Consider the following 17,421-nt stretch of genomic DNA (forward strand, 5'->3'; position numbering starts at 1 on the left):
GGCGCTATCCCCGCCGGGCCGCCTCGATCGCCGCGATGTCGATCTTGCCCATCTGCATCATCGCCTCGAAGGCGCGCTTGGCGGCGGCCGGATCGGGATCGGTGATGGCGGCCGTCAGCGCGCGCGGCGTGATCTGCCAGGACAGGCCCCATTTGTCCTTGCACCAGCCGCAGGCGCTGGCTTGGCCGCCGTTGCCAACGATCGCGTCCCACAGCCGGTCGGTCTCGGCCTGGTCCTCGGTCGCGATCTGGAAGGAGAAGGCCTCGCTGTGCTTGAAGGCGGGCCCGCCGTTCAGGCCCAGGCAGGGAATGCCGGCGACGGTGAACTCGACCGTCAGCACATCGCCCTGCTTGCCGGATGGATAGTCGCCGGGCGCGCGATGGACGGCGCCGACCGCGCTGTCCGGGAAGGTCTGGGCATAGAACTGGGCGGCGTCCAGCGCCGCGCCGTCGTACCAGAGACAGATCGTGTTCTTGCTGGTCACTGCCGTTCTCCTTTAGCAATGGGTGTGAAGCGCAGCGACGAGGCTGCTGCGACAGCACCGGCAATTGTCACTCCCGGGACCGACCCGACGCATCCGACCCGAAGTCCGGCGGCACCCGCGCCGGGATTGACCTTGCGCCTCGCCTCACTATGATCGCCGATGACCTGGCACCGCCGGGTGACAGGTCTTTCCGTCCCTTCGTCCGTCCGCTAACCGTGTGGCCGTCTGCGGCCCCTCGCCGATATGGACATCTTCAAGGCCGACGTTGCGATCATCGGGGCTGGCGGCGCCGGTCTGCGCGCAGCCATCGCGGTGGCCGAGGAGAACCCCAAGCTCAGCATCGCGCTGGTCTCCAAGGTCTATCCGATGCGCAGCCACACGGTGGCCGCCGAGGGCGGATCGGCCGCCGTGACGCAGGCGCACGACAGCCTCGATCACCATTTCAACGACACCGTGGCCGGCGGCGACTGGCTGTGCGAGCAGGAAGTCGTCGAGTTCTTCGTCAAGGAGGCGCACCGCGAACTGGTGCAGATGGAGCACTGGGGCTGCCCCTGGAGCCGCAAGCCGGACGGCCATGTCAATGTGCGCGCCTTCGGCGGCATGAAGATCGAGCGCACCTGGTTCGCCGCCGACAAGACCGGCTTCCACATGCTGCACACGCTGTTCCAGACCTCGATCAAATACCCGATGATCAAGCGCTTCGACGAGCATTTCGCCGTCGATCTGCTCAGCGACGATGGCGGTGTGCAGGGCGTCGTCGCGATCGAGATCGCCAGCGGCGAGTTCCGCCTGATCCAGGCCCCGGCCGTCATCATCGCCACCGGCGGCGCCGGCCGTGTGTTCCGCGAGAACACCAATGGCGGCATCGTCACCGGCGACGGCATGGCGCTGGCCTACCGGCATGGCGTGCCGTTGCGCGATATGGAGTTCGTGCAATACCACCCGACCTGCATGCCCGGCACCGGCCTGCTGTTCACCGAGGCCTGTCGCGGCGAGGGCGGTTTCCTGCTGAACAAGGACGGCTACCGCTATCTGCAGGACTACGGCCTCGGGCCGGCGTCGCCCGAGCCGCGCAACAAGGCGATGGAACTGGGCCCGCGCGACCGCCTGAGCCAGGCCTACTGGCACGAGAAGCGCAAGGGCCGCACGATAGACGGGCCCAACGGCGTGCCCGTCGTGCACCTGGACCTGCGCCATCTGGGCGAGAGGAAGCTGCGTGAGCGCCTGCCGCAGATCTACGAACTGGCCGAGGAGTATCTGGGCGTCGATCCGGCCAAAGCGCCGATCCCGGTGCTGCCGGCCGTGCACTACACGATGGGCGGCATCGAGGCCGCCGCGGACACCTCGGCCTCGCTGCCGGGCCTCTTTTCGGCCGGCGAATGCTCTAGCGTGGGCCTGCACGGCGCGAACCGGCTCGGTTCCAACTCGCTGACCGAGCTGCTGGTCTTCGGCAAGGTGGCCGGCGTGCAGGCGGCGCGTCATGCGGCGCAGGCGCAGCGGGCGGACGCCGCCAAGCTGGCCGCGCAGGCCGAGCAGGCCCAGCAGCGGGCGCTGGGCCTGCTCACTGCGCAGGCGGGCAGCGAGCGCATCGCCACGCTGCGCCGCGAGATGGCCGCGACGATGGAAGACGGCTGCGGCATCTACCGCAGCGCAGCGCAGATGCAGCAGACCTGCGACAAGCTCGCCGAGCTGCGGCAGCGCTGCAAGAAGATCCGGCTCGACGACCGCTCGCGCGGCTGGAACACCGAGTGGCTGCTGGCGCTGGAGCTGTCCTACCAGCTCGACGTCGCGCAGGCGATCGCGCATTCGGCGCTCGAGCGTCGCGAGTCGCGCGGCTCGCACCAGCGCCTGGACGGCTTCACCGAGCGCGACGACCAGAACTTCCTCAAGCACACGCTGGCGCGCTACCGCGGCGACGACGCCCCCGGCATCGCCTACTCCGATGTGCGCATCACCAAGTCCCAACCCGGCGTGCGCGCTTACGGCGCCGCCGGCGAGAAGGCCGAGGCCACCGAATGAAGACGATTGCCATCGAGGTGCTGCGCTACCGCCCCGAGCAGGACCAGGAGCCCGTCTGGCAACGCTTCGAGGTTCCCTATACCGATGACATGTCGGTGCTGCAGGGCCTGCAGCTGATCAAGGACGAACTCGACGGATCCTTGAGCTTCCGCTGGAGCTGCCGGATGGCGATCTGCGGTAGCTGCGGCGTCATGGTCGACGGCAAGCCGCGCCTGGGCTGCAAGACCTTTCTGCGCGACTATGCGCCGGCGGGCCTGCGCGTCGAGCCGCTCGCCCACTTTCCGATCGAGCGCGACCTGATCGTCGACATCGAGGACTTCCTCGGCAAGCTCGAGAGCATCACGCCCTATATCGTGCCGAAGACGCCGCAGCCGCTGGAGGCCGGCGAATACCTGCAGACGCCGCATGAGCTCGAGCTGTTCGAGCAGTACAGCTCCTGCATCAACTGCCTGCTCTGCTATGCGGCCTGCCCGCAGTACGGCATCGACGACAAGTTCATCGGCCCGGCCGCGATGGCGCTGCTGCACCGCTACAACGCCGACTCGCGCGACGGCGCCCGCGAGCAGCGGATGCAGATCGTCAACGCCGAGGAAGGCGTGTGGAGCTGCACGGCGGTCGGCTATTGCAGCGAGGTCTGCCCCAAGGGCGTGGACCCGGCCAATGCGGTCAACCAGAACAAGGTCGCCAGCACCAAGGACTACTTCCTGCGCTTCGTCGCGCCGAAGGGAGCCGCAGGATGACAAGAAAGCCCTACAAGCGGCCGATGAGCGGCTGGTGGAAGCGCGATCCCTTCTTCGTCCGCTATATGTGGCGCGAGGCGACCGCCCTGGGCGTGCTCGCCTATGCCATCGTGCTGATGACGGGCGTCTGGCGCCTGGCCCAGGGGCCCGAGGCCTTCGAGGGCTGGCTGCAGGCGCTGCGTAGCTGGCCCGCGCTCGTCTTCCATCTGCTGCTGCTCGTCGCCATGGTCTATCACACGATCAGCTGGTTCGAGATCATGCCCAAGACGATGCCGATGATGTTCGTCGGCGGCGAGCGCGTCGCGGCCACGACGATCACCCGCGTCGGCATGATTGCCGCCGCCGCCGCCCTCGTGCTCCTGCTGCTGGCCTGGATGCTGAAGCCATGACGAGCAAGCCGCTGCCGCGCCGGCGCTCGAATGCGCCGATCTTCTGGGGCCTGTTCGGCGCCGGCGGCATGCTGTCGGCCCTGCTCGGGCCCATGCTGGTGCTAATCACCGGCCTGCTCGTGCCGCTGGGCCTGATCCTGCCCGCCGACTTCATGAGCTACCCGCGCATGCTCGCCTTCGCCCAGCACTGGCTGGGCAAGGCCTTTCTGTTCGCCGTGATCGCGCTGTTCGCCTGGCATGCGGCCCACCGCATCTATCACAGCCTGCACGACGTCGGCATCCATGCCAGCGCCGGCACGCGCCTGCTCTGCTACGGCGTAGCGGCCCTGATCACCGTGGTAACCAGCTGGAGCCTGCTGGCGATCGGTTTCTGAGCCGTCCGGTTATCGATGCCCGAGGCTTGAGATCGTCCCGCCCGCCCCGATATCGTTAGCCATGTCGTCCTCCGCCTTCCACCCCGCCGTCCAGGCCTGGTTCCAGCAGCGCTTCGCCGCGCCGACGCCGGCCCAGCGGGCGGCCTGGCCGGCGATCCAGGCCGGGCGGCACACGCTGGTGGCGGCGCCGACCGGCTCCGGCAAGACGCTGACTGCCTTTCTGTCGGCGCTGGACGAGCTGGTCCGCGCCGGCCTGGCGCCGGGCGGCCTGCCGGATGAATGCGCGGTCGTCTACGTCTCGCCGCTAAAGGCGCTGTCCAACGACATCCAGCTCAATCTGGAGCTGCCACTGGCCGGCATCCGCGCCGAGCTGCAGCGCCTGGGCCTGCCCGATGTCGAGATCCGCACGGCCGTGCGCACCGGCGACACGCCGGCCCGCGAGCGCGCGCAGCTGCTGCGCAAGCCGCCGCATGTGTTCGTGACGACGCCGGAGTCGCTCTATGTGCTGCTCGGTTCGGTCTCGGGCCGCCGCATGCTGGCCTCGGTGCGAAGCGTCATCGTCGACGAGATCCATGCGGTGGCGGCCAGCAAGCGCGGCAGCCATCTGGCGCTAAGCCTGGAGCGGCTGCAGGCGCTGTGCGGCCGGCCGGTGCAGCGCATCGGCCTGTCCGCGACGCAGAAGCCGATCGACGAGGTCGCGCGCTTCCTGACCGGCGGCACTGCCTGCGAGATCGTCGACATCGGCTACACGCGCCGGCGCGATCTGGCGCTCGAAGTGCCGCCCACGCCGCTGTCGGCGGTGATCTCCAACGACCAGTGGGAGCAGGTCTACGGCCGCGTCGCCGAGCTGGTGCTGGCCCATCGCACGACCCTGGTTTTCGTCAACACGCGGCGCATGGCCGAGCGCGCGGCGCGCCAGCTGGGCGAGCGCCTGGGCCACGAGGCGGTGGCGGCCCACCATGGCAGCCTGGCCAAGGAGGCCCGCCTGCTGGCCGAGCAGCGGCTCAAGCGCGGCGAGCTGCGCGTGCTGGTCGCCACCGCCTCGCTGGAGCTGGGGCTGGACATCGGCGAGGTCGAGCTGGTCTGCCAGCTTGGCTCGCCGCGTTCCATCGCCACCTTGCTGCAGCGCGCCGGGCGCTCGGGCCATGCGGTGGGCGGCGTGCCCAAGGCGCGGCTGTTCCCGCAGACGCGCGACGAGCTGGTGGAATGCGCAGCCCTGCTGGACGCCGTCCGCCGCGGCGAACTCGATGCGTTGCGCATTCCGCCGGCGCCGCTGGACGTGCTGGCGCAGCAGATCGTCGCCGAGGTCGCCTGCCGCGAATGGGACGAGGATGCGCTGTTCGCGCTGCTGACCCGCGCCTGGCCCTACCGGCAGCTGAGCCGCGAGCAGTACACGGCCGTGCTGCGCATGCTGTCCGAGGGTTTCACGACCCGCCAGGGCCCGCGCGCCGGCTATGTGCATCGCGATGCGGTGCAGCACCGCCTGCGCGAGCGCCGCGGTGCGCGGATGACGGCCCTGACCTCGGGCGGCACGATTCCGGAGGCCGGCGACTACCAGGTGATGCTGGAACCGCAGGCCGAGAAGATCGGCACCGTCAACGAGGACTTCGCGGTCGAGAGCCTGGCCGGCGACGTGTTCCAGCTGGGCAACGCCAGCTACCGCATCCTGCGCGTCGAGCCGGGCATGGTGCGGGTCGAGGACGCGCAGGGCGCGGCCCCCAACATCCCCTTCTGGCTCGGCGAGGCGCCGGGCCGCAGCGACGAGCTGAGCTTCGCGGTCGCGCGGCTGCGCGCCGAGTTCGAGGCCGCGCCTGATCCGCTGGCCTGGGCGCGCGAGACCCTGCGCCTCGACGAGGCCGCGGCCGTCCAGCTGGTCGACTACCTGGGCCGCGCGCTGGCCGCCCTGGGCGTGCTGCCGACGCAGCAGCGCATCGTGCTCGAGCGCTTCTTCGACGAATCGGGCGGCATGCAGCTGCTGGTCCACTCGCCGCGCGGCAGCCGGCTCAACCGCGCCTGGGGCCTGGCGCTGCGCAAGCGCTTCTGCCGACAGTTCAATTTCGAGCTGCAGGCGGCGGCCACCGAAGACGCCATCGTGCTCTCGCTGTCGACCGGCCACAGCTTCGTGCTGGCCGAGGTGGCGCGCTATCTGCACAGCGCCACCGCCCTGCACGTGCTGGTGCAGGCGCTGCTGGACGCGCCGCTGTTCGGCCAGCGCTGGCGCTGGAACGCGACCAATGCGCTGGCCCTGCCGCGCTTTCGCGGCGGCCGCAAGGTGCCGCCGCAGCTGCAGCGCATGCGCGCCGAGGACCTGCTGGCCGCGGTGTTCCCGGACCAGGTGGCCTGCCTGGAGAACATCGCCGGCGAGCGCGAGATTCCGGACCATCCGCTGGTCCGCCAGACGCTGGACGACTGCCTCTACGAGGCGATGGACGCCGAGGGCTGGCTGGCGCTCTTGCGTCGGCTGGAGGCCGGCGAGATCGAGCTCGTCGCGCGCGATCTGCCCGCGCCCTCGCCGCTGGCGGCCGAGGCGCTGAACGCCAAGCCCTACGCCTTCCTCGACGACGCGCCGCTGGAGGAGCGCCGCACGCAGGCCGTGCAGGCACGCCGTTATGCCGATCCCGAAGCTGCCGACGAACTCGGCCGGCTCGACCCGGCCGCCATCGACGCCGTGCGCGAGGAGGCCTGGCCGCTGGCGCGCCATGCCGACGAGATGCACGAGGCCCTGAACATGCTGGGCGTGGTGACCGACGCGGAGGTCCGCGCCAACGAGGGCTGGGCCGGCTGGCTGGCGGCGCTGGCCCAGGCGCAGCGGACGACGCGGCTGGCGCTCGATGACGATGAGGGGCTGTGGACCGTGGCCGAGCGCCTGGCCGAGCTGCGCCTGCTCTACCCGGCGGCGGCGCTGCAGCCGGCAATCGCGCCGCCGGCCGGCTACGAGATCCCGCCTGGTGGCCGCGAGGACGCGCTGCGCGAGCTGCTGCGCGCGCGGCTGGCCGGCCTGGGGCCGGTGACGGTGGAGGCGCTGATGGCGCAGCTGAGGCTGCCGCGCGAGCAGATCGAGCCGGCACTGCTGGCCCTGCAGGCGGAGGGCAGCGTGCTGCAGGGGCGCTTCACGGCGGACGCGGCGGCCGTCGAATGGTGCGAGCGCCATCTGCTGGCGCGCATCCACCGCTACACGCTCAAGCGCCTGCGCCAGGAGATCGCGCCGGTCGAGCCGCGCGAGTTCCAGCGCTTTCTGTTCGACTGGCAGCAGCTCGGCCCTGGCAGCCAGCTGGAGGGTGCCGAGGCGCTGCCGGCGCTGCTGGTCCAGCTGGAGGGCTACGAGGCGCCGGCCGGGCTGTGGGAGAGCGAGATCCTGCCGGCGCGGCTGCGCGACTACGCGAGCGCCTGGCTGGACGAGCTCTGCACCGCCGGCCGCACGACCTGGATCCGGCTGCGGCCGGCCAGCGCCAGCGGTCCCGGCAGCGGCGGCAATTCGCTGCGCGCCACGCCCATCCTGCTGCTGCCGCGGCGCAGCGCCGCGCTGTGGGCGCGCGTCGCGCCGGCGCCGGCGCAGGACGCCGAGCTGCTGAGCCCGCGCGCGCAGCGCCTGGCCGACCATCTGGCCGCCCAGGGCGCCTCCTTCTTCGACGAGATGCTGCAGGGCACGCGGCTGCTGCCCTCGGAGCTGGAGGACGCGCTGGCCGAGCTGGTGCTGCGCGGCCGCGCCAGCTGCGACAGCTTCGCCGGCCTGCGGGCGCTGATGGTGCCGCCGTCCAAGCGCGTGCCCAGCCGTTCGGCGCGGCGCCAGCGCGCGCGGCCGCTGCCGGGCATCGCCGACGCCGGGCGCTGGTCGCTGCTGCCGACGCGCACGCAGCCGGCCGCGCCCGAGGACATCGAGCATGTGCTGAAGACCCTGCTGCGCCGCTATGGCGTGATTGCCTGGCGCCTGCTGGAGCGCGAGGCGGCCTGGCTGCCGCCCTGGCGCGAGCTGGTGCGCCTGTGCCGGCGGCTGGAGGCGCGCGGCGAGCTGCGCGGCGGGCGCTTCATTGCCGGCCTGTCGGGCGAGCAGTTCGCGCTGCCGGAGGCGGTGGCGCGCATGCGCGAGCTGCGCCGCCATCCGCCGGCCACGGGCCTGCTCTGCCTGTCGGCCAGCGATCCGGCCAATCTGCTGGGCACGCTGCTGCCCGGCCCGCGGCTGCCGCGCCTGGCCGGCTCGCGCGTGCTCTACCGCGACGCGCTGCCGGTGGCGACCCTGGCGGCCGGCGAGATCACGCTGCTGCAGCCGATGAGCCCGGCCGAGCAGCAGCAGGCGCGGCGCGCGCTGACGCTGCTGCCGGAGCTAGCCCCGGCGAGCGCCGTGGCCGAGGCCTACTTGGCGTAGAGAATCATCTGCGTGCAGCGGAACAGCGCGATCGTCCTGCCGGTCTCGCGGTGGGTGACGACCGCATCCCAGACCTGGGTCGTCTTGCCCAGGTGCACGGCCTTGGCGGTGCTGACGATGGTGCCCTCGCGCGCGGTACCCAGGTGGTTGGACTTCAGTTCGATGGTGGTGAAGCCGGTCGCGCCCTCGGGCAGATGGGCCAGGCAGCCGAAGCCGGCCGAGGTATCGGCCAGGGTGACGACGCTGCCGGCGTGCAGGAAGCCGTTCGGCGCCATCAGCTCGGGTCGCACGCTCAGCTCGGCCTGCACCTCGCCGGCGCCGGCCGCGGTGACGACGATGCCCAGATGGCCGGGCAGATTGCCGGCGCCGCGCTGATTGAATTGCTCGGGGGTGACCATGGTGCTGCAAGGCTCCGTAGCGGAATGAATGAGTAAATCGCCGCAGTGTGCAATAGCGCCGGCCGCGCCGCCGTCGACAAGCCGGCGGAGGCTGCGCCGCTAAGGGCGCCGCTGCGGCGGCCGCGCCGGCGCCGCGGTCGCCGCGATCGAATCGCCGCCGCGCATCAGGGCCAGCATCGGCGAGGGCGGCGTCACCGAGGGGTCGAAGGGGTGCGAGCGCTGGCCGCCGATGGCCGCGAGGATGCGGCGCACATAGAGGCGCGTCTCGGCATAGGGCGGCACGCCGCGGTAGCGGTCGACCGCCTTCTCGCCGGCGTTGTAGGCCGCCAGCGCCAGCGCGACATCGCCCTCGAAATAGGCCAGCAGCCAGCGCAGATAGGCCATGCCGCCGCGGATGTTCTGGGTCGGGTCGCTGGGCTTCTTGACGTTGAAGCGTGCCGCCGTGTCGGGGATCAGCTGCATCAGGCCCTGGGCATTCTTCGGCGACAGGGCCAGCGGGTCGAAGTTCGATTCGGTCGCCATCACGGCCAGCACCAGATGCGGCGCCAGCTGGTAGTCGGGCGCCACCAGCTGCACGAAGCGCACGATCACCGCCGGCGCATTGGCCGGCGGCGCCGGGGGCGGCAGGGTCCAGGGCTGGCGTTTGGCGGCGGCGGCCAGCGGCTTGGGATCGCTGTCCGGCGGGCGCAGGCAGGCCGGCGGCGGGCCCTGCGGCGTGCCCATCGCGGCGGCCATGTTCTGCGCCTGGGCCAGGCCCTGTTCGGCGGCGGCGGCAAACAGGTGCGCGGCCTGGGCATCATCGCGCTCGATGCCGCGCGGATTGGTCAGCATCCAAGCCAGGTTGTACTGGGCGACCGGATCGCCATAGCGCGCGGCGCGGCAGTAGAGCTGGGCCGCCTGCACCGCATCGCGCGGCACGCCGTCCCCATGCTCGTAGGCCTCGCCCTCGCGGCGCCAGCGCTCGACCTGGGCCGGCACCACCGGACCGGCCTCGGGCGGCGGCGTGCTCGGCCGCGGCAGCGATTCCAGGCTCAGGCCCGGCACCTGCGCCGCGGCAAGGCCGCCGGCCAGCAGCAGCGTGGTCGTCAGCAGTCGGGGCAAAAGCTTCGCGGACACGGGCCGCAGTCTATCAATCAATGCGGCAAGCCGGTCCCGTCCTACAAGCGCGCCCGTCGCGGGCCGATTACCGGCGCTCGGCGCGCGGGCTTCAATGGGTTTTCAGCAACGGGAGCACGCCATGGAAGCAGCCGAAAGTTCGCGCGAACGACTCTGGGAACTGATCAAGGACATCCGCTTCGCGATGTTCACCACCCGCCACGGCAACGGCCATCTGCACTCGCGCCCGATGACGACGCAGAACCGGGCGATCGACGAGGACGAGAGCCTGTGGTTCTTCATGTCGCGCCGCAGCGAGCCGGTCGGCGATCTGGCCAGCGGGGCCGAGGTCAACGTCAGCTATGCCGACGGCGGCCAGGACCGCTATGTCTCGGTCTCGGGCCGCGCCCGCGTCGTCGAGGACCGCGCCAAGGCCCGGCAGCTGTGGAACAAGCTGGCCGAGGCCTGGTTTCCCGGCGGCGCCGAGGACCCGGACCTGGCCCTGGTCGAGGTGCAGATCACCCACGCCCATTACTGGGACGTGAAGGAGAACAAGCTGGTGCAGCTGTTCGCGATGGCCAAGGCGGCCCTGGGCGGCGAGCCGCCGCGCGATCTGGGCGAATCGCGCGAGGTGCGCATGCGCGGCTGATCGATCAGCGCAGCGGCGCCAGCGAGCGCAGCGCCTTGACGGCGCCCTCGCCGATGGCGGCGCCGAAGCGCTTGGCCAGGCGCTCGGCGACGTTCTCGCGCGGCGTGTAGTCGATCACGTCCTCGGCCTTGACGACCTCGCGGGCGACGAAGTCCAGATTGCCGAAGTGATCGGCCAGGCCCAGCGCGACCGCCTGCTCGCCGTTCCAGAACAGGCCCGAGAACATCTCGGGCGTTTCCTTCAGGCGCTTGCCGCGGCCCTCGCGCACGGTGGCGATGAACTGCTGGTGGATCTGGTCCAGCATCTGCTGCGCATAGGCGCGCTGCTTGGGCTGCAGCGGGGTGAACGGATCCAGCATGCCCTTGTTCTCGCCGGCGGTCAGCAGCCGGCGCTCGACGCCCAGCTTGTCCATCAGGCCGGTGAAGCCGAAGCCGTCCATCAGCACGCCGATCGAGCCGACGATGGAGGCCTTGTCCACATAGATCTCGTCGGCCGCGGCGGCGATGTAGTAGGCGCCCGAGGCGCACATCTCCTCGACCACGGCATAGACCTTCTTGCCATGCTTGGCCTTCAGGCGGCGGATCTCGTCGTAGACGATGCCGGCCTGCACCGGACTGCCGCCGGGGGAGTTGATGCGCAGCACGATGGCCTGCGCGCCCGGATCCTCGAAGGCGCTCTTCAGCGCCGACAGCATCAGCTCGGCGCTGGCCTCGGTGTCGGCATCGATCTCGCCATGCACCTCGACCAGGGCCGTGTGCGGCGTCGACGGCGAGGCGATATGGTGGCTCTGCGCCCAGAAGGCCCAGGCGGCGAACACGATCAGGGCCAGCCAGAGCAGGCGGAAGAACAGCTTCCAGCGCCGCTCGCTGCGGCGGTCGCGCAGGTAGTCATGGGCGAACTGGGCCAGCAAATGCTCGTAGCCGGCCGGCGCCTTGGGCGCGGCGGGTTCGGGCAGCGGGTCGCGGATCGGCGGGGGCAGGGAGTCGTCGGAGTTCATGGGGTGTGGGGGCTGGGGCCCGGTGCTTGGCTGTCTGCTCAGTCCTCGAACACGGGCCGGGTGTCACGGGAAGGATACCAATAGACCTTGCCCTCGCGCTCCTCGAGCTCGATCTTGCTCAGGCCGATGCGGCCGCACATGCCGCTCACGCAGCGCCCGCTGAGCGGATCGTAGACCGCGCCGTGAATCGAACACATGATGAAGCGCTTGTCGCCATCGAGGAACTCGCCTTCCTGCCAGTCCATCTCGGTCGGCACATGGGCGCAGCGGTTCAGATAGGCCACCGCCTGGCCCTCGAAGCGCAAGGCGAAGGCGCGCGCCGGTTGCCGGTATTGCAGCACATCGAAGCCAAAGGCGCGGCCGCGCTCCTGCAGATCCTCGGATGCGCAAAGGGGCAGCGGCGCGGACTTGTCCTTGGTGTCGTTCATCGTGGAAGCATCAGGCGTGTTGCAATAGCCAATCGCGCAGCTCGGCCGTCGAGTGGGCGACGAACAGCGGATTGAACTCGGCGAAGCTCTCGTGATCGTGCGCGCCGTAGCTGACGCCGACGCAGGCGCAGCCGGCGTTTACGGCCATCTGCAGGTCATGCGTGGTGTCGCCAATCATCAGCGTGCGCTCCGGCTCGGCGCCGAATTCGCGCATCAGCTCCAGCAGCATCTGCGGATTCGGCTTGCCGGCCGTTTCGTCGGCGGTGCGGCTGCCGTCGAACATCTGCTGCAGCGCGGCCAGCCGCAGCGCCTCGTCCAGGCCGCGGCGGTTCTTGCCGGTGGCCACGGTCAGCCAGTGATGCCGGTCCTTCAGCGCCGCCAGCATTTCCAAGGTGCCGTCGAACAGGCTGATCTCGTGCTGGGCACCGAGGTAATGATGGCGGTAGCGCAGGCCCATCTCCTGGTAGCGCTCCGGCGGCAGCTCGGGCACCGCATGGGCCAGCGCCGGATAGAGGGCCATGCCGATCACATAGCTGGCGGCCGCGTCGCTGGGCCGCGGCAGGCCCAGATCGACGGCGGCGTTCTGAATGCTGCGCGTGATCAGCGCGGTGGAGTCGAACAAGGTGCCATCCCAGTCGAAGGCGATCAGATCAAAACGTTGGGGTCTCATTGTTTCGGTGTCAGGGCGGCAATCAGCTTCTCACATTCGGGCGGCAGCGGCGCGCTCAGCTCGATCTCTTCCTCGCGCGCCGGGTGCTGGAAGCGCAGGCGCTTGGCGTGCAGGAACATGCGCTCGAACTTCAGCGCGCCGCGCGCCAGCGCCCGGTTGGCCTCGAAATCGCCGTATTTGGGGTCGCCGACGATCGGGTGGCCGGCATGCTGCAGATGGACGCGGATCTGGTGCGTGCGGCCGGTCTTGATGGTCACGTCGAGCAAGGTGTGGCCGTCAAGCTTGCGCGCGACCTTGACCAGGCTGATCGAGCGCTTGGCCTGGCCGGCCTGCGGATCGTGCGAGTGCTCGACCGCCCGCACCCAGCGCTCGCCGTCGCTGCCGACGAATTTCAGCAGCGGCACGTCGATGACCTTTTTGTTCTCGGCCCAGTCGCCGATCACCAGCGCGGCATAGGTCTTGCCCGTCTCGCGCTCGCGGAACTGGTCCTGCAGCGAGGTCAGCGCACTGCGCTTCTTGGCGATCAGCAAGAGGCCCGAGGTTTCCTTGTCCAGCCGGTGCACCAGTTCCAGGAACTTGGCCTGCGGCCGCGCCCGGCGCAATTGCTCGATCACGCCGAAGCTGACGCCGGAGCCGCCATGGACGGCGACGCCGGCCGGCTTGTTCACGGCGATCAGGTGCTCGTCCTCGTAGACGATGGGGAATTCGCGCGCCGGTACGAAGTCCTTCTCGGCCTCCACCCGCTCGGGCAGGCGTACCGGCGGCACGCGCACCTCGTCGCCCAGCTCCAGCCGCGTGTCGGCCTGGGCCCGGCCCTTGTTGACCCGCACCTCGCCGGCGCGGATCAGGCGGTAGACATGGGTCTTGGGCACGCCCTTCAGTTCGCGCAGCAGGAAGTTGTCCAGGCGCTGCCCCGCCGAGCCTTCGTCGATCGTCACACGACGCACGGCCGGTGCGGCCTGGGGCACCGATGTTGGCGCGCGCTTACCGGCTGCTGCAGCAGCGGCGCCGTTAACGCTCTGCTGCGGGGCCGCCGGGACCGGTTTTTTGACGGCGGCCGGCGGCCTGGCTTTTGCGGCGCTCGGCGGCCGGGCTTTGGCCCTTATAATGTTGCTCACCACGTTGCCGCCGTAAGTATTTGATTTTTCAGATTTTACGCGGGCGGCAGGGTGTAGGCGCGCGGCGATTCGATTCGAGCGCACCGAACAAAGGGTGATGCAACGCATGGCCGCGAGAGCGGGCCTTGTCCCCAAGCGACAAGGCGGCTCGGGCTGCCGTGCGGCAGAGCAATGAAGAACGAACCACGTCGGGCGCGGCTCCACTGAGCCGGCCGGACACAAGAAAAAGGTTTCCACGGCGTGAGGCGGACGATGTCCGGCCGCCTCGCGCCAGCGTCCAACAGTCCACGCGGATGAGCCCTTTCACTCCCCCCACCCCCCACCGCACGCAGGTGCAGCCCCGGTTCGAAACCGATGCGGCTGCCGGGCGTCGCCGTGGCCGGGCCGCGCTGCATCGTCAAGATGACGCGCGTTCACGGGAGCGGGCAAGCGCCGCCGCGACTGTTGCGTCGCACGCGCCAACGCTGATTCTCTGAGCGCCCGCCGACCGCGGTAGCGATCACGACCAGTCCAGGGCGATTCCTTCCTCGGTTCTTTCCTCCTTGCCCGTGCATCGGTTGGTCCGTCGCTGGCTTCAAAGCAGCGGCGGCGTGATGCTGCGCGCCCAGGAAGGGCGCGCGAGGAGTGATGACATGAAGCGCATGCTGATCAACGCGACGCAGCCGGAAGAACGGCGCCTCGCGATCGTCGATGGCCAGAAGCTGCTCGACTTCGAGACCGAGATCGAAGGCCGGGAACAGCGCAAGGGCAATATCTACAAGGCCGTGGTGACCCGGGTCGAGCCCTCGCTCGAAGCCTGTTTCGTCGACTACGGCGAGGACCGCCACGGCTTCCTGCCCTTCAAGGAAATCTCGCGCCAGTACTTCCGCGACGGCGTCGAGGTGCGCAACGCGACGATCAAGGACGCGATCAAGGAAGGCCAGGAACTGCTGGTCCAGGTGGAGAAGGAAGAGCGCGGCAACAAGGGCGCGGCGCTGACCACCTTCGTCTCGCTGGCCGGCCGCTACCTGGTGCTGATGCCCAACAACCCGCGCGGCGGTGGCGTCTCGCGCCGCATCGAGGGCGAGGACCGCGAGGAGCTGAAGGAAAACCTCGACCAGCTCGAGTATCCGAAGGGCATGAGCCTGATCGCCCGCACCGCCGGCATCGGCCGTTCCGCTGCTGAATTGCAGTGGGACCTGAACTACATGCTCAAGCTGTGGTCGGCGATCGACGACGCGGCCAAGGGCGGCAAGGGTGCCTACCTGATCTATCAGGAGTCGTCGCTGGTGATCCGCGCGATCCGCGACTACTTCACCGCCGACATCGGCGAGATCCTGATCGACACCGACGATCTGTTCGAGCAGGCGCACCAGTTCATGAACCACGTGATGCCCGACCAGGGCCATCGCGTGAAGCGCTACCGCGACGACGCGCCGCTGTTCAGCCGCTTCCAGATCGAGCACCAGATCGAGACGGCCTTCAGCCGCACGGTCAACCTGCCCTCGGGCGGCGCCATCGTGATCGACCACACCGAGGCCCTGGTCTCGGTGGACGTCAACTCGGCCCGCGCCACCCGCGGCGGCGACATCGAGGAAACCGCGACCCGCACCAATCTCGAGGCGGCCGACGAGATCGCCCGCCAGATGCGCTTGCGCGATCTGGGCGGCCTGATCGTCGTCGACTTCATCGACATGGAAGAGTCGAAGAACCGCCGCGAGGTCGAGCAGCGCCTGCGCGATGCGCTGCGCCAGGACCGCGCCCGCGTGCAGTTCGCCTCGATCAGCAAGTTCGGCCTGCTGGAGCTCTCGCGCCAGCGTCTGCGCCCGGCCTTGAGCGAAGGCAACCACATCACCTGCCCGCGCTGCAACGGCACCGGCCATATCCGCGACACCGAATCGTCGGCGCTGCAGATCCTGCGCATGGTCCAGGAAGAGGCGATGAAGGACAACACCGCCGCCGTGCATGTGCAGGTGCCGGTCGAGGTGACTTCCTTCCTCTTGAACGAGAAGCGCACCGAGATCACCAAGATCGAGCTGAAGCAGCGCGTCACCGTGCTGCTGGTGCCGAACAAGCATCTCGAGACGCCCAACTACAAGCTCGAGCGCCTGCGCCACGACGATCCGCGCCTGGAGAATCTGCAGGCCAGCTACACGATGATCGAGGAGCCGGACGACGAGGTGGGCATCACCCGCCGCGATGCTGGCGACAAGAAGAACAAGCAGGAGCCGGTGATCAAGGGCATCCTGCCCGAGCAGCCGGCGCCGGTCTCCGCGCCGACGCCGCCCAAGCCCGAGCCGGTCAAGGCCGCGGCGCCCGCGCCGGTGGCAGCCCCTGCCCCGGCTCCGGCCGGCGGTGGCTTCTTCGGCTGGATCAAGAGCCTGTTCGGCGGCGAGGCAGCGCCCGCGCCGGCCCCGGCGGCGGCCAAGCCCGAAGCTGGCGCCAAGCCGGCCGGCGAACGCGCCGGCAAGCGTGAGGGCGGCGGCCGCGATGGCGGCCGTGGCGGCCGCGGTGGCCGTGGCGGCGAGCGCAATGGCGAGCAGCGTGGCGAACGCGGCGAGCGTGCCGGCGAGCGCAAGCGCGGCGAAGGCCGCCCGCAGGAAGCCCGTGGCGAGGCCGCGTCGACCCAGCAGCGTCCGGAGCGTGGCGAGCGCGGCAACCGTCGCGGCGAACGCGGGGAGGCCAAGCCGGAGACCGGCAACGAGGTCGTGCGCGCCGAGCGCCAGGAACGCGGCGAGCGCGCTGAGCGCGGTGAACGTGCCGAGCGCGGCGAAGGTGGCCGCCGCAACCGCGGCGAGCGCGGTGAGCGTGGCGAGCGCCAGGAACGCGGCGTGACGCCGGCGGCGACGGCCGAACAGGTCGCCACGCTGCCGGTGCAGGCAGCGCTGGACATGCCGGTCGCGGCCGAGCATGACGCGCCGGCCTTTGTCGACACGCAGGCCGAGGGCAGCGAAGCCGCCGGCGCCAGCGAGGCCGCCGGCAGCGAAGAGCGCCAGGGCCGTGGCCGTCGCCGCCGCCGTGGTGGTCGCGATCGCGAGGACCGTGCCGGCGAAGCCAGCGGCAGCGAAGTCGCCGCCGGCCAGGTCGACGCGACCGAGGCAGGCGAGGCGGTCGAGCCGGGCGCCGAGGCCGATGTGCAGCGCAGCGAGGGTGACGATGTCGGCGAGGGTCAGGCCCGCGACGGCCGCCGCCGCCGCAGCCGCGACCGCTTCCGCCGCGAGCGCCGCGAAGGTCAGGCCGATGGCCAGATCGACGCCGCCGGCGAGGGCGAAGCCGCCGCGAACGGCGAGCTCGCCGCCGGCAACGAGCCGGTCGTCGAAGCCGGCCTGCCGGTGCAGGCCGAGCCGGCCCCGGTGATCGAGCAGCCGGTGGTCGCCGAGCAGGCGGTGCCGGCACCGGCCGCCGCGCTTGCAGCCGCCCCGGCCGTGACCGTGCCGGCCTTCGAGCTGTCGGTCACCGCGCTGCAGGCGGTCGCCGAAGGCGCCGGTCTGCAATGGGTCAACTCCGACGCCGACAAGGTGCGCGCGGCCCAGGAGGCCATCGCCGCCGAGCCCAAGCCCATCCATGTGCCGCGCGAGCGTCCGCCGGTCGTGACGATCGACGAGGGCCCGTTGGTGCTGGTCGAGACGCGCAAGGATCTGGCCCAGATCAAGCTGCCTTTCGAACAGCAGTAAGCCAAGGCCCCACGACACCGCCGGTCTGGTTCGCCAGTCCGGCG

The 17,421-nt window shown here is 70.5% G+C and carries 14 protein-coding genes; 7 read left to right on the forward strand and 7 right to left on the reverse strand.

The genetic code is table 11. The features are described 5' to 3' along the window. Window positions 1-4: 4 nt before the first annotated feature. Window positions 5-484: a VOC family protein gene (locus QWJ38_RS11460; RefSeq protein ID WP_290359216.1), complete on the reverse strand. Its 480-nt coding sequence runs from the start codon at window positions 482-484 to the stop codon at window positions 5-7. A gap of 243 nt (window positions 485-727) precedes the next feature. On the opposite strand from QWJ38_RS11460, the gene frdA reads away from it, so the two are divergent. From frdA to QWJ38_RS11485, 5 genes are all read left to right on the forward strand, one after another. After that, a complete protein-coding gene (gene frdA, locus QWJ38_RS11465; RefSeq protein ID WP_290359217.1) occupies window positions 728-2,503 on the forward strand; it encodes a fumarate reductase (quinol) flavoprotein subunit in 1,776 nt (591 codons plus the stop codon). Then, window positions 2,500-3,243 (forward strand): succinate dehydrogenase/fumarate reductase iron-sulfur subunit, encoded by a 744-nt coding sequence (locus QWJ38_RS11470; protein WP_290359218.1) that lies wholly within the window; start codon window positions 2,500-2,502, stop codon window positions 3,241-3,243. Before frdA ends, QWJ38_RS11470 begins: the two co-directional genes overlap by 4 nt. Further along, a complete protein-coding gene (locus QWJ38_RS11475; protein ID WP_290359219.1) occupies window positions 3,240-3,632 on the forward strand; it encodes a fumarate reductase subunit C in 393 nt (130 codons plus the stop codon). Before QWJ38_RS11470 ends, QWJ38_RS11475 begins: the two co-directional genes overlap by 4 nt. Then, complete coding sequence (frdD, locus tag QWJ38_RS11480; protein WP_290359220.1) at window positions 3,629-4,006, forward strand: fumarate reductase subunit FrdD; 378 nt, start codon at window positions 3,629-3,631, stop codon at window positions 4,004-4,006. The genes QWJ38_RS11475 and frdD overlap by 4 nt, the downstream gene beginning before the upstream one ends. Before the next feature lie 61 nt (window positions 4,007-4,067). Then, on the forward strand, window positions 4,068-8,369 hold the full coding sequence (locus tag QWJ38_RS11485; protein WP_290359221.1) for a DEAD/DEAH box helicase: 4,302 nt from the start codon (window positions 4,068-4,070) through the stop codon (window positions 8,367-8,369). Here QWJ38_RS11485 and QWJ38_RS11490 read toward each other — a convergent pair. Together QWJ38_RS11490 and QWJ38_RS11495 are read right to left on the reverse strand one after the other, a co-directional pair. Further along, window positions 8,357-8,767 (reverse strand): PaaI family thioesterase, encoded by a 411-nt coding sequence (locus QWJ38_RS11490; RefSeq protein ID WP_290359222.1) that lies wholly within the window; start codon window positions 8,765-8,767, stop codon window positions 8,357-8,359. The two genes, QWJ38_RS11485 and QWJ38_RS11490, sit on opposite strands and share 13 nt — an antisense overlap. A gap of 99 nt (window positions 8,768-8,866) precedes the next feature. Next, a complete protein-coding gene (locus tag QWJ38_RS11495) occupies window positions 8,867-9,883 on the reverse strand; it encodes a transglycosylase SLT domain-containing protein (protein WP_290359223.1) in 1,017 nt (338 codons plus the stop codon). Window positions 9,884-10,004: 121 nt separating this feature from the next. On the opposite strand from QWJ38_RS11495, the gene QWJ38_RS11500 reads away from it, so the two are divergent. Next, window positions 10,005-10,511, forward strand: coding sequence for a pyridoxamine 5'-phosphate oxidase family protein (locus QWJ38_RS11500; protein ID WP_290359224.1), 507 nt, complete (start codon window positions 10,005-10,007; stop codon window positions 10,509-10,511). Window positions 10,512-10,515: 4 nt separating this feature from the next. Here the strand turns inward: QWJ38_RS11500 and QWJ38_RS11505 are convergent, their stop codons facing one another. The 4 genes from QWJ38_RS11505 to QWJ38_RS11520 are packed head-to-tail and all read right to left on the reverse strand — an operon-like array spanning window position 10,516 to window position 13,553. Beyond that, window positions 10,516-11,508, reverse strand: a complete 993-nt coding sequence (locus QWJ38_RS11505) for a S49 family peptidase (protein WP_290359225.1) — start codon at window positions 11,506-11,508, stop codon at window positions 10,516-10,518. 38 nt (window positions 11,509-11,546) lie between these two features. Further along, complete coding sequence (locus tag QWJ38_RS11510) at window positions 11,547-11,936, reverse strand: Rieske (2Fe-2S) protein (RefSeq protein WP_290359226.1); 390 nt, start codon at window positions 11,934-11,936, stop codon at window positions 11,547-11,549. Between the two features lie 10 nt (window positions 11,937-11,946). Further along, window positions 11,947-12,606, reverse strand: coding sequence for an HAD family hydrolase (locus QWJ38_RS11515; RefSeq protein ID WP_290359227.1), 660 nt, complete (start codon window positions 12,604-12,606; stop codon window positions 11,947-11,949). Next, window positions 12,603-13,553, reverse strand: coding sequence for an RluA family pseudouridine synthase (locus QWJ38_RS11520; protein ID WP_341850496.1), 951 nt, complete (start codon window positions 13,551-13,553; stop codon window positions 12,603-12,605). Before QWJ38_RS11520 ends, QWJ38_RS11515 begins: the two co-directional genes overlap by 4 nt. Before the next feature lie 803 nt (window positions 13,554-14,356). Between QWJ38_RS11520 and QWJ38_RS11525 the strand changes: the two genes are divergently transcribed. After that, window positions 14,357-17,377, forward strand: coding sequence for an Rne/Rng family ribonuclease (locus QWJ38_RS11525; protein WP_290359229.1), 3,021 nt, complete (start codon window positions 14,357-14,359; stop codon window positions 17,375-17,377). Window positions 17,378-17,421 lie beyond the last annotated feature (44 nt).

It is taken from the genome of Roseateles violae (genome assembly GCF_030410485.1).
Taxonomy (GTDB): Bacteria; Pseudomonadota; Gammaproteobacteria; order Burkholderiales; family Burkholderiaceae_C; genus Roseateles_D; species Roseateles_D violae.

Bases quoted from the DNA above. Each gene is read 5' to 3' on its own strand.
- QWJ38_RS11515 (WP_290359227.1), bottom strand. From the start codon at position 12,606: ATGAGACCCCAACGTTTTGATCTGATCGCCTTCGACTGGGATGGCACC.
- QWJ38_RS11485 (WP_290359221.1), top strand. From the start codon at position 4,068: ATGTCGTCCTCCGCCTTCCACCCCGCCGTCCAGGCCTGGTTCCAGCAG.
- QWJ38_RS11475 (WP_290359219.1), top strand. From the start codon at position 3,240: ATGACAAGAAAGCCCTACAAGCGGCCGATGAGCGGCTGGTGGAAGCGC.
- frdA (WP_290359217.1), top strand. From the start codon at position 728: ATGGACATCTTCAAGGCCGACGTTGCGATCATCGGGGCTGGCGGCGCC.
- QWJ38_RS11510 (WP_290359226.1), bottom strand. From the start codon at position 11,936: ATGAACGACACCAAGGACAAGTCCGCGCCGCTGCCCCTTTGCGCATCC.
- QWJ38_RS11500 (WP_290359224.1), top strand. From the start codon at position 10,005: ATGGAAGCAGCCGAAAGTTCGCGCGAACGACTCTGGGAACTGATCAAG.
- QWJ38_RS11505 (WP_290359225.1), bottom strand. From the start codon at position 11,508: ATGAACTCCGACGACTCCCTGCCCCCGCCGATCCGCGACCCGCTGCCC.
- QWJ38_RS11490 (WP_290359222.1), bottom strand. From the start codon at position 8,767: ATGGTCACCCCCGAGCAATTCAATCAGCGCGGCGCCGGCAATCTGCCC.
- QWJ38_RS11470 (WP_290359218.1), top strand. From the start codon at position 2,500: ATGAAGACGATTGCCATCGAGGTGCTGCGCTACCGCCCCGAGCAGGAC.
- frdD (WP_290359220.1), top strand. From the start codon at position 3,629: ATGACGAGCAAGCCGCTGCCGCGCCGGCGCTCGAATGCGCCGATCTTC.
- QWJ38_RS11525 (WP_290359229.1), top strand. From the start codon at position 14,357: ATGAAGCGCATGCTGATCAACGCGACGCAGCCGGAAGAACGGCGCCTC.